Source organism: uncultured Megasphaera sp. (genome assembly GCF_958350005.1).
Classification (GTDB): Bacteria; Bacillota; Negativicutes; order Veillonellales; family Megasphaeraceae; genus Megasphaera.
In genome coordinates, this window is the sequence record NZ_CATWFF010000006.1 from 1 (window position 1) to 16,180 (window position 16,180).

The window sequence follows — 16,180 nt, forward strand, 5'->3', positions numbered from 1 at the left end:
TTACTGTTGTTGCATTGTATGGAACAGTAGTTGCTAAATCATAAGTAAAGGGGACAGGAGAATGTCTATTCAGTTGTGTATTGTCATTTTATACATCGTTCTATTATTCGCCATTTCATTCTACGTCAAACGGCGGGCCAGCAAAAACCCGACGGAATACTTATTTGCCGGGCGCCGGTTTTCTACGGGCCTCGTTGCCGTCAGCATTACAGGTATGGCCGTCGGCGCCGCGTCTACCGTAGGCGTTGCCGAAAGTGCCACGTCCATCGGCCTGGCCGCTGGCTGGTACAATGCCGCCTGGGCCATTGGGGCCATCGTCATGGGCTTCGTCGCTGCCGGGAAATACCGGGCTCTGAACTGTACGACCATTCCCGAACTCTTTGAACGAAGCTATGACAAAAAAGCCCGCGTCATCAGCGTCATCGGCCTGTCCCTGATTATGATCTGCATTACATCTCTGCAGTACGTAGCCGGCGGCTCCATTCTGCACGCCCTGATGCCGGATATTTTCTCCATGCATGCCGGCATGATTACCAGCGCCGTCGTCTTCATCGGCATTACGGCTATTGGCGGCTTATGGTCGTCTGGCCTGTCCAACATCCTCAGTGTCACTGTCATTTATCTGGGCATTTTATATTCCATGGTCCGCATTTTGCTTCGCGACGGCGGCATTAGCGGCATTAACGCCATGCTGCCGGCTTCCAATTTCGACTGGTTCTCGCCCATGGGCGGCCTGTCCATGGCAGTCTTACTGGGCTGGATCATCGTCATGACGACTCAGGCCATTACGGCCCAGGGGCCCGTACAGATTGCCTGCGGCGCCAAAGACGTGAAATCGGCCCGCAAGGGATACATTCTCGGCGGCATCCTCATCTTCCCTGTCGGCTTTCTCTGCGCCGTCCTGGGGCTGGCCGCCAAGGCTCAGTTCCCCGGCCTCAATCCGACTATGGCTCTGCCGCAGATTATCATGAGCCTCGATCCGTTCTCTTCCGGCATGACCCTGGCTGCTTTATGGGCTGCTGACGTATCGACGGCCTGCACGATTCTCCTCGGCGCCGGCACGCTGGTAGCACAGGATATTTTCAAGCGCTTCTTCAAACCGGATATTTCCAAAGAAGCCTATGTAAAGGCTAACCGCTTCATTATCCTGATTATCGGCCTGGGCACGCTGTGGCTGGCCTTCAACGCCGTAGGCATCGTCAAGGTCATGCTCATCGGCCTGAGCCTGACGACGGCGTTTACCCTGGTCTTCCTGTGCACCATGTTCTGTCCGTCTTTATGCCGGAAAAATACGGCCTTCTGGACGACTCTCGTCGGCATTGTCGGCCTCGTTTTATGGCAGTTCTGCCCGGCTGTCCGCATCCTGCCCCACGTTATTTACTTTGAATGGATTATCTGTATCATTACCTTACTAATCGTCCGCATCGTCGACAAGACGCCCATTACTCTGCCGGAAGTCAAAACGGACGAAGACTAATCAACATATATCTGTGTATATACGAAACCAGGAGGCCTTCACCCGCTGTGATGAAGGCCTCCTGGTTTTTATGTATGTCTGTATAGGTTTCGCTGCTACTGCCGCAAATCGAGAGAGCGTATTTTTTCCCGCAGCGGCAGGACTGCCGGCGGGCTGACGGACAGTTCGTCTACGCCCATTTTCAGGAATGTTTCAGTCAGGGTCATATCAGCGCCCAGTTCGCCGCAGATGCCTACCCAGATGCCGGCTTTATGGCCGTTCTGGATAGTCATTTCAATGAGCCGCAGCACTGCCGGATGATGAGCGTCAAAGAACTGATCCAGCTTCGTCTGCTGCCGGTCAATGGCCAGGGTATACTGAGTCAGGTCATTGGAGCCAATACTGAAGAAATCGACTTCTTTTGCCAGTTCTTCACTGACAAGGGCCGCTGCCGGCGTTTCCACCATAATGCCTACTTCCATGTCAGCATCATAGGGAATGGCCTGTTCGTCCAGCTCACGCCGCACGTCCTGCAGAATGGCCTTGCAGGCACGTACTTCCCATACGGAAATAATCATGGGGAACATGATGGCGATTTTGCCATATGCTGACGCCCGCAGGAGTGCCCGCAGCTGCGTCTTAAACAGCTCCTTCCGGGTCAGGCAGATGCGGATGGCCCGCATGCCCATGGCCGGATTTTCTTCAGCATCGAGGCGAAAATAGTCTACCTGCTTATCGGCACCAATATCGAGGGTCCGAATGACAGCGGTCTTGCCGCCCAGCGTTTCCGCCACGTTGCGGTAGGCCGCAAACTGCTGTTCTTCTGTGGGGTAGTCACTGCGTTCCAGATAGAGGAATTCGCTGCGGAACAAGCCGATGCCTTCGGCGTCGTTGGCCAGTACCTGCGGCAGATTGCCGGGATTGCCAATATTGGCGTACAAGTGAATCCGCCGGCCGTCCTTCGTTTCCGTCGGCACGCCCCGCACGGCTTCGAGCTGTTGTTTTCGCTGTGTTTCAGCCGCCATTTTCGCTTCCATCAGCTGCTTCGTCTCTTCGTCGGGATTGATGTAGACCGTGCCTGTCGTGCCGTCAATAATGGCGGTCATGCCGTCTACATCGTTGTGCAGCTGCGTGCCTGTATGGACGACGGCGGCAATGCCCAGGGTCCGGGCCAGAATGGCCGTATGGGAATTGGTGCTGCCTCCGGATGTGACGAATCCCAGAATCTTATCCGTATCGAGCTGCAGGGTCTCACTGGGAGCCAGGTCGTCGGCAGCAATGATGACGTGGTCGTACTGGCTGAAGTCGATGCCGGCTCCGCCGCACAGCTGCTGTTCCACGCGCCGCGATATGTCCATGACATCGGCAGCCCGGGCCTGCATATAGGTGTCGTCCATGGCCTGAAACATGTCAGCGAACTGCCGCGCCGTCCGGTCTACAGCCGCTTCGGCATTGCGCCCTTCACTGCGGATCTGTTCTTCTATGGATTCAATGTAGTCGTCATCTTCCAGCATCATCTGATGCACTTCAAAGACAGCAGCCTGTTCTTCCCCTACTTTTTCCACCGCTTTTTCATACAGCGCGGCCAGCTGGGCCATCGCTTCTTCCCGGGCCTGATGAAACCGGGCTACTTCTGCTTCGGCGTCTTCAATGGGATGTTCTGCCGTAGAAATCGTATTGCGATGGAACAGCGCCAGAGGCCCGCTGGTAATGCCGGCAAATACGCTTTTCCCTTTTAACGTCAGCATAGGTTCATCCTCCTTGCAGCCTTAGAAATTGGCTTTCAGAAAGGCTTCTACAGCAGCTGCTGCTGCCTCTTCATCGGCACCTTCTACAGTTACCTTGATTTCTTCGCCTTGTTTAGCTCCCAATGCCATGACGGTAAAAATCTTTTTCAGATCGCCCTTACGGGAGCCTTTAAAAATGCTGATAGCCGACTCAAATTTCTTGGCTTCTTTGACCAGAAGGCCAGCAGGACGAGCGTGAATTCCCTGGGGATCGGTAATGACATAGGTAAATTCTTTCATGTAAATTCCTCCTTAATATGTATGAATATACTGTTAAACTATTGTATATAACCGGAGTTCCGATTATGCTTCGACCTGATTTTTACGAATTATTCCCATTAATACGGCAGCGACGACGACGCCTGCTGCCAATGCAGCCAGGTACATAGGCCAGTTGGCAACGACGCCGAACACGAAGATGCCGCCATGAGGAGCCGGAACGGTGCAGCCAAACAGCATGGACAGGGCACCGGCTACGGCAGCCCCGACGGCGCAGGGCGGAATAATGTGAACCGGGTCGGACGCAGCAAAGGGAATGGCTCCTTCTGTAATGAACGACAGGCCCATAATGCAGTTCGTCACTGTAGACTGCCGTTCTCTGCTGGTAAATTTATGCTTGAACAGCACCATGGCCAGCGCAATGGCAAGGGGCGGAACCATGCCGCCGATCATGACGGACGCCATAATGCCGGAGCTTACGGCTTCACCGGCAGCATTCATCAGGGACGCCGTGCCGAATACGTAGGCCGCTTTATTGATAGGGCCGCCAAAGTCGATGGACATCATGCCGCCAAGGATAAAGCCGAGGACAATGCGACTCGACGTGGTCATGCTGCCCAGAACGTCAAAGAGCCATGTATTGAACAGGGCCGTCGGCGGATTGATGATATAGGTCATAATCAGGCCTATCAGGACCAGGCCGCATACGGGATACACCAGAACAGGCTTGGTGCCTTCCAGGGACTGAGGCAGGCAGGAAAAGACTTTTTTCAGGCCAATAATCAGGAAGCCTGCAATAAACCCGGCAAAGAGGGCGCCAAAGAATCCGGAACCGCCGGTGGCAGCCAGAAAACCGCCGACGATGCCGGGCATCAGGGCCGGCCGTTCGCCAATGCTCATGGCAATGTATCCGGCCAGAATGGGCATCATCATGCTGAAGGCAAGACCACCGATCTGCTTCAGAAAGGCTGCCAGCGGCGTACCGGTGCCGAACTGAGCCGTACCGGCATTGTCCATGTCAAACAGGAAGGCCAGGGCAATGAGAATGCCGCCGCCAATGACGAAAGGCAGCATATGGGACACGCCGTTCATAAGATGTTTATAAATCTGGCGGCCTGCACTTTCTGTATCCCCTGCTTCGACAGAAACAGCTTCCGAAGACGAGTCTGCCCCCTGGAACACGGGGGCTTTCCCGTCAAGAATGGTCTGAATCAGTTCTTCCGGAATCTTAATGCCATTGGCAACTTTCGTGAAAATAACCGGTTTTCCTGCAAACCGCTGGGTCGGCACATCTTTATCGCAGGCGACGATGACGCCGGCAGCACGCTGTATATCTTCTGCAGTGAGGTGATTCTTAACACCGCCGGAGCCGTTTGTTTCTACTTTAATGGCCACGCCCATGGCTTCGGCCTTGTGCTCCAGCGCTTCTGCTGCCATATAGGTATGGGCAATGCCTGTCGGGCAGGCTGTGACAGCGACGACAAAGGGCTTTTCTCCCTCTTCTTTCGCCGGCGTGTCTGCCGGTTCTTCAACAGCTTCTGCATTCTCTTCCTGTGCTTCCCGGGCTTCTTCAGCCAGCAGAGCCGTTTCCGCCTTGTCAATGACGGCCAGATATTCTTCCGGCGACTGGGCCTTCATGAGATGCTCGCGAAAATCATCATCCATGAGCATGCGGCTGAGCCGGCTCAGTACTTCCAGATGCACATTGGCTCCGCCAGCCGGGGCGGCAATGAGGAAAAACAAATACGCCGGTTCATCATCGAGACTTTCGTAATCAACGCCGGAACGAACGATCATGGATGCCAGTCCGGGCTGGCGGACAGCATCGGTCTTGGCATGGGGAATGGCAATGCCTTCGCCAATGCCGGTGCTTCCTTCTGCTTCCCTGGCAAGAACGCGCTGCTTATAGGCGTCTTTATCGTTCAGATTGCCGCTTTTGTCCATTAAATCGACGAGATGGTCAATAGCTGCCCGTTTGTCGGCAGCGACAGCCTGCAGATCAATGCTGTCTTTTTTCAGCAGGTCAACAATGCGCACGTATGGTTCTCTCCTTTTCTCAGCAAATGTTATGACAACTGTTGGTATATATCCTGAATCGCTTCTTCTGTAGCCAGCCATTCATGGAATGCCGACGCACTGCCGGCACAGACGCCCATCTTCAGCGCTTCAGACAGGTCACCGCCTGAGGTTTCATATCCTGCCAGGAAGCCGGCTACCATGCTGTCTCCGGCACCGACGGAGTTGACCAGCTGTCCCTGCGGCGCCGGCATGCGGTACACCTTGTGATCTTCGCCCAGCAGAAGGGCGCCGTCACCGCCCAGGGAGACGAGAACATTGCGGGCCCCCATGGCCTGCAGCTGTCTGGCACACAGCGTAACTTCTTCATCAGTCGACAAGGTAACGCTGAATAGTTCACCCAGTTCCAGATGATTGGGCTTAATCAAAAAGGGCTTGTAGGCAATGACATTTTTAAGCAGGTCCCCGGTCGCATCGACGACGACCTTAATGGGCCGATGTTCCAGGCTCTGCAGGATCTGTTCGTATATCGTATCCGGTACGTCAGCCGGGATGCTGCCGGCCAGTACGAGCGTATCCCCGTCCTGAAGGAGCTGAATTTGTTTCATAAGAAGGGCCAGCTTATCATCGGAAATATGAGGCCCCAGGCCGTTTACGGCTGTTTCTTCCCTGGCACTGACTTTCAGATTGATGCGGGAATTTCCTTCATCCAGCAGGATAAAGGCACAGTCGCCGCCGTGAACGGTTGCCAGCCGTTCGATTTCCCGGCCTGTAAATCCGGCGACAAAGCCCAGCATTTTAGATGGAATGTGAAGATTCCCCAGCACGAGGGATACATTGATTCCCTTGCCGCCGGGATAAATCATTTCCCGAGCTGCCCGGTTAATTTCACCGACACGGAACTGGTCCATATGGACGACGTAATCCAGAGAAGGATTAAATGTTACAGTATATATCAAAGTACATGCACCTCCGTAAGATGATGATACGGTTCATAATCGACATCACTGCTTTCAGACGTAACGATGGCGACCTGCTGCAAAGCAGCAAATGTAATATGAGCCGAAAGGCCAAACTTGCTGGAATCGGCCAGTATATAGGCCTTGCTGCACTGCCGCACAGCTGCCCGCTTACAGGCCGCTTCTTCTGCATCTGGCGTCGTACAGCCGTCACGCAGACTCAGCCCGTTCGTGCCAAAGAAGCCTTTGGTGAAATGGTACTGGCTCAGCATGTCCCGCATTTCGCTGCCAATAATGGCTTCTGTCTTTCCTTTGACCCGGCCGGGCAGAATGTATACGGAAACGTCGCTGCGCGCCAGCTTCTGGGCCAGAGGAATGCTGTTCGTCACAAAGGAAGCTTCTGAGCCGCTAAGGTACTCCGCCATTTGTTCCGTCGTCGAGCCGGCATCTACATACACGAAATCATCCTTGCCAATCTGAGCCGCTGCAAACTGGGCAATGCGCCGTTTATCCGGCATATGGAGAGAATACTTATCGCGGAGATTTTCCATATCCGCATTGTAGGCATTATCTTTCAGCGACGTAGCGCCGCCGTGTACGCGCCTGAGCTTTCCCTCCCGATCCATGGCCAGCAAATCCCGGCGTACTGTCGATTCCGATATGTTCAGACAGGAAACCAGTTCCTGAACAGATGCGGCACCACCGGTATTGACAATCCGCAGGATCTCTTCCTGCCGTTCTTCTGTCAGCACGATTCCACCTCTTTTCTGCTGTAGTATAGTTGTATTATACAATCAACGTTATTCATTTTCAATCATTTTCAGTCATTATTCTACATAAGCAATCAAATCCAATCATTTATATTCAAAAGTAATCATTATGTCTGTAGAATATATACAAACATATCCCTCTGCAGTTCATCAGGGAATGCAGAGGGATATGGGTATGGCAGGGTTATTTGCCGGAAGCAGCCGCCTGGCGGCATGGCAGAGTATGCGGTTCCATGCCATGACGCGTTTTATATTTCAATACGGCCATGACGGCAAAGGACAGGACAAAAAGGGCACAAAACACGTGGAGTGTAGCCGTATAGCCATGAGTGCTTTCCCGCATCCACGCCAGGAACAGGGGGCCCGCAATGCCGGCTGCGCCCCAGGCCGTAAGGATGCGGCCGTGAATGGCACTGAGCGCCTTGGTACCGAACAGATCGCTCAGGTACGCAGGCATGCAGGAAAAACCGCCGCCGTAACAGGTAATGATGAGCAGGACGACAAGCTGAAAACTGAAGGCATTCGTTTCCGAAGCAAGCTTGAAAAATGCAAAAATTTCAATAGCAAAAAACAGGAGATACGTATTGGCCCGGCCAATGTAATCGGATACGGTAGCCCAGGCGATGCGGCCGGCGCCGTTTACAAAGCCGATAATACCGACCATGGAAGCTGCTGCCAGCGGTGACATACCGACAACTTCCTGGGCCATCGGCGAGGCAACGGCCAGAAGGGCAATGCCGCAGGTAATATTGACAAAGAAAAGGCCCCAAATCGTATACAGCTGCCACGTCTTCATGGCCTGAGCCAGGGAAAACTGCGGTACTGCATCGGCATAAACAGGCGAAGTTTCCGAGCTCTTCCCTCCTCTATCCGTTCCGGCCGGCAGCGCTTCGGCGGCCGGCGGTGCCAAGTACAGGGACGACGCCGTCATAATGAGCAGGTATACGACGCCTAAGATAAGAAAATTGGTCACTAATCCAAAATGAGCGACCAAAACCTGCATAACCGGCCCGGCAATCATGCTGGCAAACCCGAAGCCCATAATAGCCAGCCCCGTGGCAAAGCCGCGGTTTTCCGGAAACCACTTGACCAGCGTCGACACAGGCGTAATATATCCCGTTCCCAGGCCAATGCCGCCAATGACACCGTAGCACAGGTACAGCAAAGGCAGGCTGTGCAGATACAGGGCGCCGGCTGTACCGAACATGGCGGTAACAAAGAAGGCTGTCGCCACAAGGCCCGACTTCTGCGGCCCTGCTTTCTGCACAAAATTGCCCAGGCATCCTGCAGACAATCCTAAAAACAAAATAGCCAGAGAAAAGGTCCACGTCGTTTCCTGCAGAGAAAAACCCATGCTTTCCATAATAGGTCTGGTCAGTACGCTCCAGGCATAGACGCTGCCAATACAAATGTGAATCCCCATTGCTGCCAGGGCAATGCACCACCGGTTTCGTTTCATATCTGTCTCCTCCTCGGCGTGATCCAGACAACAAAAAACCGGCTGTCTGGTCAGCGAATACGTATGATTCTCTGCCCAGACGGCCGGCATTTATTCATCGTGCAGTCCACGTGGTTATTCCACTGTATCCGTCAGTTCTGCATGACTATACTATAAGATATGCACTTATTATACGAGATACAATCTGATGTTGTCAACAACTATGCTGATTTGGCATTTTTTTCCGGAACCGTATCCATATCCGTACCGTAGGCAGCGGCCGGAGCCGGTTCTGCTTTCTGTGCCGTTGTTGCCGCAGTGTCAGCAGCCGCAGGGGCCTGCTGTTTCTGAGCAGCCACCTGACTCAGGGTCTGGCCAGCCGGTGCGGTCCGCATAATGTATACGTTTTCCAGCGGCTTTAACGTATCGAAGCCGTATTTCATCAGCGTCTGAGCATCGCCAAAGCGATCCTGCGAATTCAGAATAACGGCAATGACCGTGCGGCCGTCCTGCGTTGCTGATGTAACGAGGCAGGGACCACCGGCGTTGGTCGTGCCGGTTTTAATGCCATTGGCGCCGGGGAAGCCGCTGGTAAGGAAATAGTTCGTCGTCGTGCAGTGCTTGGTTCCGCCATTGATATAGGGCATGTCGTATTCACTGCGGCCGACCATATCGCGAAATTCCGACAGCGTCATGCCATAGGCGGCAATATGGGCCAGGTCGCGGGCTGTCGTGTAATGATTGGTATCAGGCAGGCCATGGGGATTGACGAAGTGCGTGTTCGTTGCGCCCAGAGCGGCTGCTTTTTCATTCATTTTCTGTACAAATGCAGCTTCTGACGGCGTTACCGTTTCGGCAACGTCTACAGCGGCGTCACAGCCAGATACGATGAGCATGCCCGTCAAAGCATGGCGCAGCGTGACCTGATCGCCGGGATACAGGCCCAGTACGGATGCATCGCTTTCCAGGTTCAGCGAATCCTGTGTAATGTTAATAGGCTGATCCAGAATCCCCTGAGCCTTTCCCAGTTCAATGCCAAGAATACCGGTCATGATTTTGGTCGTACTGCCCGGATACATACGCTGGTCCGGATTGCGGGCATACAGTTCATTGCCCGTATCGGCATCCAATACATATGCAGCCTGAGCATAGACGGAAGGCTGGTCGGCTGTTTCAGCGAATGCTGTCGCCGAGAAAGTCATCAACATGGCTACAGCAGCAGCAAATTTTTTTAAAGACATATGAGCACTTTCTTTCTGTAAAAAATATAACAACAAATTCATACTGATAATACTGCAAAAAACAGCACAGTGCAAGAAAAAATCAAAGAGGCTGCCGAGCTGCTGCCTTGGGCTTGCGGGGATATTTCTTCGGACTGCCTTTTATTTTTTTCATATAAATGACAGCCCGTGTATCATCCATCCCGGGCAGATGGACAGGACGGATTTCCGCAACAACGGCACCGAGAATCTGCAGGGCCCCTTTGGATGCAGCCACTTCTTCTTCATACTGTGCGCCTTTGAGAGAAATGAAATAACCGCCTTGACGAACATACGGAAGGGCCCATTCTGCCAATATGGGAAGTCTGGCCACAGCCCGGCTGGTAACGACATCAAAGGCCTCTCTGTATTCTTTCTGGTGAGCCATATCTTCAGCCCGGCCGTGCAGGAATGAAGCCGGCAGCCCCATTTTTTCCGTAAGGCCCTGTAAAAAGGTAAGGCGTTTATTGAGGGAATCGAAAAACGTAACCTGTAAATCCGGGCGGTATATGAGCAGCGGCAGGCCGGGAAAGCCGGCGCCTGTCCCCAGATCCAGCACAGATGCGCCTTCTGGAAAACAGGCTGCATCATAACAGGACAGGCTGTCGATCATATGCTTGACAGCAACGCCTTCGTCGTCAGTAATAGCTGTCAGATTCATGACTTTATTGGTCTCAACCAGTTCGTCCCGGAACAGGCAGAACTGCTGGAGCTGCCTGTTTGTCAGGTCCAGGCCATAGGCAGATGCGGCCTTTTTCATCGTTTCGTTAAACATGATCGCTTCCTTCCCGCTTCCGCTGTTCCAACACGATCAGAAGAGCCGTAATGTCTGCAGGCGATACGCCGGAAATACGGCTGGCCTGCCCCAGGGAACGGGGCCGGATGGCATCCAGTTTCTGCCGCGCTTCGCCGGACAGGGTTTCAATATCGGCATAGACAATACCTTCAGGCATCAGTTTCTGTTCCAGGCGGTTCATTTTTTCGACCTGTTCCATCTGCCGTTCAATATACCCTTCGTACTTAATCATAATTTCGATTTCTTCACAGACATCGGCCGGAAGAGATGGCAGCGGAAATACCTTCCGCAGCTCGTCGTAGGTCACATCGTTGCGGCGCAGCAGATCGTAGGCCCGCAGCCCCGTATGAATCGGCGCCGTGCCAAGGACAGCCAGCTTTTCCTGCGTTTCTTTCGACGGCGTAACGGAAAGATTCTTCAGTGCTTCCAGCCCGGCATCAATGGCCTGTTTTTTCTGCTGAAATACGGCATACCGTTCGGGCGTAACCAGTCCCAGTTCATAGCCCTTCTGGGTCAGGCGCAGATCGGCATTGTCCTGGCGCAGAATCAGCCGGTATTCGGACCGGCTCGTCATCATGCGGTACGGTTCATTCGTCCCCTTCGTAACCAGATCATCAATGAGAACGCCAATATACGCTTCCGACCGGGTCAGAATAAAGGCGTCTTTACCCTGCACTTTGCGGGCTCCATTGATGCCAGCCATCAGCCCCTGGGCTGCCGCTTCTTCATAGCCGCTCGTGCCGTTGGACTGGCCAGCCGAAAAGAGACCCTTTACAGTCTTCGTTTCCAGCGACGGCTTCAGCTGCGTCGGGTCGAGACAATCGTATTCAATGGCATAGCCGGGACGCATGATTCGGACGTCTTCCAGGCCGGGAATAGTCCGCAAGAAGGCATACTGTACGTCAATGGGCAGGCTCGTACTCATGCCCTGCACATACATTTCCTCCGTATACTCCCCTTCTGGTTCAATAAACAGCTGATGCCGCTTTTTATCGGCAAAGCGCACGATCTTGGATTCAATAGACGGACAGTACCGCGGACCTATGCCGGTAATCATGCCGTTGCACATGGGAGCCCGGTCCAGATTGTCCCGAATAATGCGGTGCGTTTCTTCATTGGTAAACGTAAGCCAGCAGCATTCTTTATTGCGGTTTTTCCGTTCAGACAAAAAGGAAAAGGCATGGCCTTCCGTGTCGCCTTCCTGGATTTTCATTTCTTCTGTCCGCAGTGTGCGCCGGTCGACGCGGGCCGGCGTGCCGGTCTTAAAACGCATGAGCCGAATGCCTGCTTCTTTCAGGGACTGAGACAGGTCTTCAGCAGACCGCTGTCCAATAGGGCCGCCTGAATAGGCACAGGTACCGATAATAATTTTACCTTTTAAGTAGGTCCCTGTTGCCAGAATGACACAGGGTGCCTCGTATACTTCTCCCAGTTCCGTACGGACACCTGTAACGGCGCCGTCTTTGGTAAGCAGTTCTGTAATCATGAGCTGCTTGACATCCAGATTATCCTGGTTTTCCAGAACCTTGGTCATAGTCATTTGATACATTTTCTTATCAGACTGGGCGCGCAGGGAATAGACAGCCGGTCCTTTCCCGGTATTCAGCATCCGCATCTGCAGGCATGTTTTATCCGTATTAATGCCCATTTCCCCGCCTAAGGCATCGATTTCCCGTACTAAATGACTTTTCCCGGGGCCGCCGACAGCGGGATTACACGGCATGAGGGCAATATTATCCAAATTCAGCGTCGCCATGAGAGTCCGCGCCCCCAGCCGGGCACTGGCCAGGGCGGCTTCACAGCCGGCATGACCGGCACCGACGACAATGACATCGTATGTACCAGCTACAAACATAACAGCACCTCTTCTTATTTTCCCAAACAAAATCTGCTAAATATTTCTTCTACAATATCATCATGTACTGTATCGCCAGTAATGGAGCCCAGTACTTCCCAGGCTTCCCGAATATCCACAATGGCGCAGTCAATGGGCATTTGCGCATGAATCGTATCCAGCGCCCGCTGCAGGGCAGCCCGGCTCTGACGGACCAGTTCAATATGCCGCGTATTGGCCAGCAGCGCACTTTGTCCGGCATCAGGTCCCTGCTGCAGCGCCAGTGACAGCAGTTTTTCTTTCAAAACGTCCATACCGGCGCCGGTTTCGGCAGAAATGGATACTACAGGAATCCCACAGGCTCCGGCTTCCTCTTCCGTTACGACAGCGGGCAAGTCCGTCTTATTCAGAATCAGAAGAGCTTTTTTCCCCTGTACGTCCTGGAGGATTGCCTTTTCTTCTTCCCCAAGAGGCCGGGACTGATCTACTACTGCCAGTACAACATCGGCCTTGTCAATATATTCCTGAGCTTTCTGCACGCCTATCTGCTCTACTGTATCTGCTGTATTGCGAATACCTGCCGTATCTACCAGGCAGATCGGCACGCCCTGCAGAGAAATCCATTCTTCAATGACATCCCGCGTCGTCCCCGGCACGTCTGTCACAATGGCTCGTTCGCTGTCCAGCAGGCGATTGAGAAGACTCGATTTTCCGGCATTGGGCGTGCCGGCAATGGCTACCATGACGCCGTCGCGAATCATACGGCCGCTCACGGAGGCTGCCAGCATGGCGTCCATTTGCTGTTCCATATCCTCGAGAGCGCCGGCTATGTCGGGAATTTCAATGTCTTCCAGATCTTCTTCGGGATAATCGACAGTCACTTCCAGGCGGGTAATGAAATCAGTCAGATTCTTTCGCATTCCGCCGATAACCTGAGACAGGCGGCCTTCCAGCTGCCCTACAGCCCGGCTCAGCCCTTTGGCACTTTTGGCCTGAATCACATCCATGACAGCTTCTGCCTGGGCCAGGTCAATGCGGCCATTGACAAAAGCCCGCTGCGTAAATTCACCGGGATTGGCCAGTCTGGCACCATGGCGCAGAACCAGGCCCATAATCGATTCCAGGGACTGCCGTCCGCCATGACATTGTATTTCCAGTACATCTTCAGCCGTATAGGAATGAGGCCCCTTCATAATCAGCAAAATAACCTCATCAACTGGCCGGCCATCGTCATCGACAATGGTTCCATACTGAATCGACCGGTCCCGCCGCTGTGCCAGCGGAACTGACGACGTACTGCGAAACACGGCATCGCCTACTGCATAGGCCTGACTGCCGCTGATGCGGATAATGCCGATGCCGCTTTCCCCAAGAGGAGTGGCAATAGCGGCAATCGTATCGGTTGTATCGTACACCGTCCTGATTCTCCTTTCAAAAAAACCGGCGCATCAGCACCGGTTTTTATTACGACTACCAGTGAATTTACTCAACCTGATTGAATACTCACTGCTTTCTGTATATAACTTCTTATTCCTGATAATAAATGACGACGTGGCGGTACGGGTCCTGTCCTTCGCTTTCCGTCCGAACGTGGTCATCATTCTGCAGAGCAACATGAATCACTTTGCGTTCATACCCGTTCATCGGTTCCAGAACCAGTTTTTCACCGCTCCGCTTAACGCGGGAAGCCAGCCGCAATGCCAGCTGCCGGAGAGCATCTTCCCGGCGTTTGCGGTAATTTTCCACATCGAGCATGACGAAGTGACGCATATCTTCGCCCTGATTGGTCGTAAGGTTCGTCAAATACTGGAGGGCATCCAGAGTCTGCCCATGTTTTCCAATCAAAATGCCCAGATTTTTGCCATGAAGATGAAGAATAACCTTGTCCGCTTTGATCATCTTTTCAATGATAACGTCGGAAATCCCCATGTTCTGCAGTACTTCCTGCAGAAACGCCTTGGCTCTGGCTGCTGCCTCTTCTGCGGAAAACGCAGTATGTTCCACCGCAGGCGCCGGTTCTTCTGCAGCCGGAGCAGGTTCTTCTTCTACTACAGGCGAAACAGGTTCAGGCTGCACGTCTTCCTGTACAGCCGGTGTATCTTCCGTCACGTCCAGGGACGCACCTGCTTTCGGCGCATCGTCTTTGGCAGTAAGACGTACTTTTGCCGGCTTGCTGCCAAAACCGAGGAAACCGCTTTTCGGTTCGGCCAGCACTTCCACCGTAACTTCATCTTCCATCAGCCCAAGCTGTACCAGGCCGGAACGGACTGCGTCCTCTATCGTTTTTCCTGTCGCTTCAATCGTTCTCATGCTTTTGCTCCTTTATTCTTGCTGCGGGCCATGATCATCTGCTGGGCCCACTGGAACACGTTGGAAATAACCCAGTAAATAACCAGACCACTGGGGAAACTCAAACTGATCCAGCCGATGAATAAAGGCATGACAACCTGCATGATTTTCTGCTGCTTGGCCTGCGCTTCCGATGCAGCCACCTGGGCGCCGCTCATCTGCTTTTGAATGGCAAAGGTGGAAACAGCCGACAATACCGGCATAATATAAGTCGGATCGGACTGTCCCAAGCTGGGCAGCCACAGAAAACTTTCATATGCCGGATCGTACGGATAGGAACGAAGAGCATAGAAAATGGAAATCAGAAAAGGCATCTGAATCAAAATCGGCAGGCATCCAGATAAAGGATTGACGCCCATTTCTTTATAAAGCTTGCTCATTTCTTCCTGCAGTTTCTTCTGATTTCCCTTATATTTCTGCTGCAGTTCTTTAATTTTCGGCTGCAGTACCTGCATTCCTTCCATGGAACGAATCTGCTTGGCCGTAAGGGGTGCTAGTATTAATTTAATAATCAGCGTAAGCATGATAATGGCCAGGCCGTAGCTGGGATAGCCCAGGGCCTGGGTCACACCGTAGCAGTAATCCATGAAATGCGTCATGATTCCGCTGAGAACATCCATAATTCCGCTAAAAAAATCCAATCCTCTCAACTCCTGTCAGGTATACAATAAAATCAGACAGTACAGATCTGTCTGCTGGTTATGGCACAGGATCGTATCCGCCCTTATGAAAGGGATGGCATTTCAAAATGCGCCTTAAAGCCAGATAACTCCCTTTCGCAGCGCCGTACTTCTGTACTGCTTCCACAGCATAGGCGGAACAGGTAGGATAAAACCGACAGCACGGCAGATGAAGCGGCGATATACAAATCTGATAAAACCGTATGAGGATGATACATATGCGGGCCATTGTCATCCCTTCTTTTTCAATACCCTGGCATGTCGAAACAGCTGCAAAATACTTCGTTCAGCCTGTTTGTAGCCGATGTCCTTCATAGGACTGCGCCCAATGAGTACCAAATCGACGCCGTCTTTCAGCTCCGATTGATGAAGGCGGTATACTTCTTTCATCAGTCGGCGACAACGGTTGCGGTCTACGGCGCAGCCGATTTTCTTGCCCGTTACAAACCCAATGCGGGCAGACTGTTTGGGAGAACGAGGAAGAACATATAATACAGCATACCGATTGACAAAGGATTTGCCCCGTCGATATACAAATTGATATTCCCGATTTTTTCGCAGTCTTTTTTCTTTAATGAGCTCATACATACATTTTATCCTGAAAATGCCAGATGAAC

General features: G+C 52.8%; 15 protein-coding genes and 1 riboswitch. Of the genes, 1 reads left to right on the top strand and 14 read right to left on the bottom strand.

Annotated elements, in window-relative coordinates; all coding sequences use genetic code 11:
* The first annotated feature begins 61 nt into the window (after positions 1 to 61).
* A complete protein-coding gene (locus Q3886_RS00820; RefSeq protein WP_301859225.1) occupies positions 62 to 1,477 on the top strand; it encodes a sodium:solute symporter family protein in 1,416 nt (471 codons plus the stop codon).
* A 95-nt stretch (positions 1,478 to 1,572) separates the two neighbouring features.
* Here the strand turns inward: Q3886_RS00820 and ptsP are convergent, their stop codons facing one another.
* From ptsP to rnpA, 14 genes are all read right to left on the bottom strand, one after another.
* The gene (gene ptsP / locus Q3886_RS00825; RefSeq protein WP_301859226.1) at positions 1,573 to 3,204 is read right to left on the bottom strand and encodes a phosphoenolpyruvate--protein phosphotransferase; all 1,632 of its coding nucleotides are present in this window, start codon (positions 3,202 to 3,204) and stop codon (positions 1,573 to 1,575) included.
* A 21-nt stretch (positions 3,205 to 3,225) separates the two neighbouring features.
* Positions 3,226 to 3,483, bottom strand: coding sequence for an HPr family phosphocarrier protein (locus Q3886_RS00830; RefSeq protein WP_301859227.1), 258 nt, complete (start codon positions 3,481 to 3,483; stop codon positions 3,226 to 3,228).
* A gap of 63 nt (positions 3,484 to 3,546) precedes the next feature.
* The gene (locus Q3886_RS00835; RefSeq protein WP_301859228.1) at positions 3,547 to 5,499 is read right to left on the bottom strand and encodes a fructose-specific PTS transporter subunit EIIC; all 1,953 of its coding nucleotides are present in this window, start codon (positions 5,497 to 5,499) and stop codon (positions 3,547 to 3,549) included.
* Between the two features lie 29 nt (positions 5,500 to 5,528).
* Positions 5,529 to 6,437: a 1-phosphofructokinase gene (gene pfkB, locus Q3886_RS00840; RefSeq protein ID WP_301859229.1), complete on the bottom strand. Its 909-nt coding sequence runs from the start codon at positions 6,435 to 6,437 to the stop codon at positions 5,529 to 5,531.
* Positions 6,434 to 7,189, bottom strand: a complete 756-nt coding sequence (locus Q3886_RS00845; RefSeq protein WP_301859230.1) for a DeoR/GlpR family DNA-binding transcription regulator — start codon at positions 7,187 to 7,189, stop codon at positions 6,434 to 6,436. Before Q3886_RS00845 ends, pfkB begins: the two co-directional genes overlap by 4 nt.
* Before the next feature lie 202 nt (positions 7,190 to 7,391).
* Positions 7,392 to 8,666, bottom strand: a complete 1,275-nt coding sequence (locus Q3886_RS00850) for an OFA family MFS transporter (protein WP_301859231.1) — start codon at positions 8,664 to 8,666, stop codon at positions 7,392 to 7,394.
* Positions 8,667 to 8,732: 66 nt separating this feature from the next.
* Positions 8,733 to 8,815: riboswitch (ZMP/ZTP riboswitch) on the bottom strand.
* Between the two features lie 51 nt (positions 8,816 to 8,866).
* Complete coding sequence (locus tag Q3886_RS00855) at positions 8,867 to 9,886, bottom strand: D-alanyl-D-alanine carboxypeptidase family protein (RefSeq protein WP_301859232.1); 1,020 nt, start codon at positions 9,884 to 9,886, stop codon at positions 8,867 to 8,869.
* Between the two features lie 82 nt (positions 9,887 to 9,968).
* On the bottom strand, positions 9,969 to 10,679 hold the full coding sequence (gene rsmG / locus Q3886_RS00860; protein ID WP_301859233.1) for a 16S rRNA (guanine(527)-N(7))-methyltransferase RsmG: 711 nt from the start codon (positions 10,677 to 10,679) through the stop codon (positions 9,969 to 9,971).
* A complete protein-coding gene (gene mnmG, locus Q3886_RS00865) occupies positions 10,672 to 12,555 on the bottom strand; it encodes a tRNA uridine-5-carboxymethylaminomethyl(34) synthesis enzyme MnmG (RefSeq protein ID WP_301859234.1) in 1,884 nt (627 codons plus the stop codon). The genes rsmG and mnmG overlap by 8 nt, the downstream gene beginning before the upstream one ends.
* Positions 12,556 to 12,569: 14 nt before the next feature.
* Entirely contained in the window at positions 12,570 to 13,949 is a 1,380-nt protein-coding gene (mnmE, locus tag Q3886_RS00870) for a tRNA uridine-5-carboxymethylaminomethyl(34) synthesis GTPase MnmE (protein ID WP_301859235.1), read from the bottom strand.
* A gap of 112 nt (positions 13,950 to 14,061) precedes the next feature.
* Complete coding sequence (gene jag / locus Q3886_RS00875; RefSeq protein WP_301859236.1) at positions 14,062 to 14,844, bottom strand: RNA-binding cell elongation regulator Jag/EloR; 783 nt, start codon at positions 14,842 to 14,844, stop codon at positions 14,062 to 14,064.
* Positions 14,841 to 15,524, bottom strand: a complete 684-nt coding sequence (locus Q3886_RS00880) for a YidC/Oxa1 family membrane protein insertase (RefSeq protein WP_301859237.1) — start codon at positions 15,522 to 15,524, stop codon at positions 14,841 to 14,843. Before Q3886_RS00880 ends, jag begins: the two co-directional genes overlap by 4 nt.
* Positions 15,525 to 15,582: 58 nt before the next feature.
* Positions 15,583 to 15,792, bottom strand: coding sequence for a membrane protein insertion efficiency factor YidD (yidD, locus tag Q3886_RS00885; RefSeq protein ID WP_301859238.1), 210 nt, complete (start codon positions 15,790 to 15,792; stop codon positions 15,583 to 15,585).
* Between the two features lie 2 nt (positions 15,793 to 15,794).
* Positions 15,795 to 16,151: a ribonuclease P protein component gene (gene rnpA, locus Q3886_RS00890; RefSeq protein ID WP_301859239.1), complete on the bottom strand. Its 357-nt coding sequence runs from the start codon at positions 16,149 to 16,151 to the stop codon at positions 15,795 to 15,797.
* Positions 16,152 to 16,180: the final 29 nt, after the last annotated feature.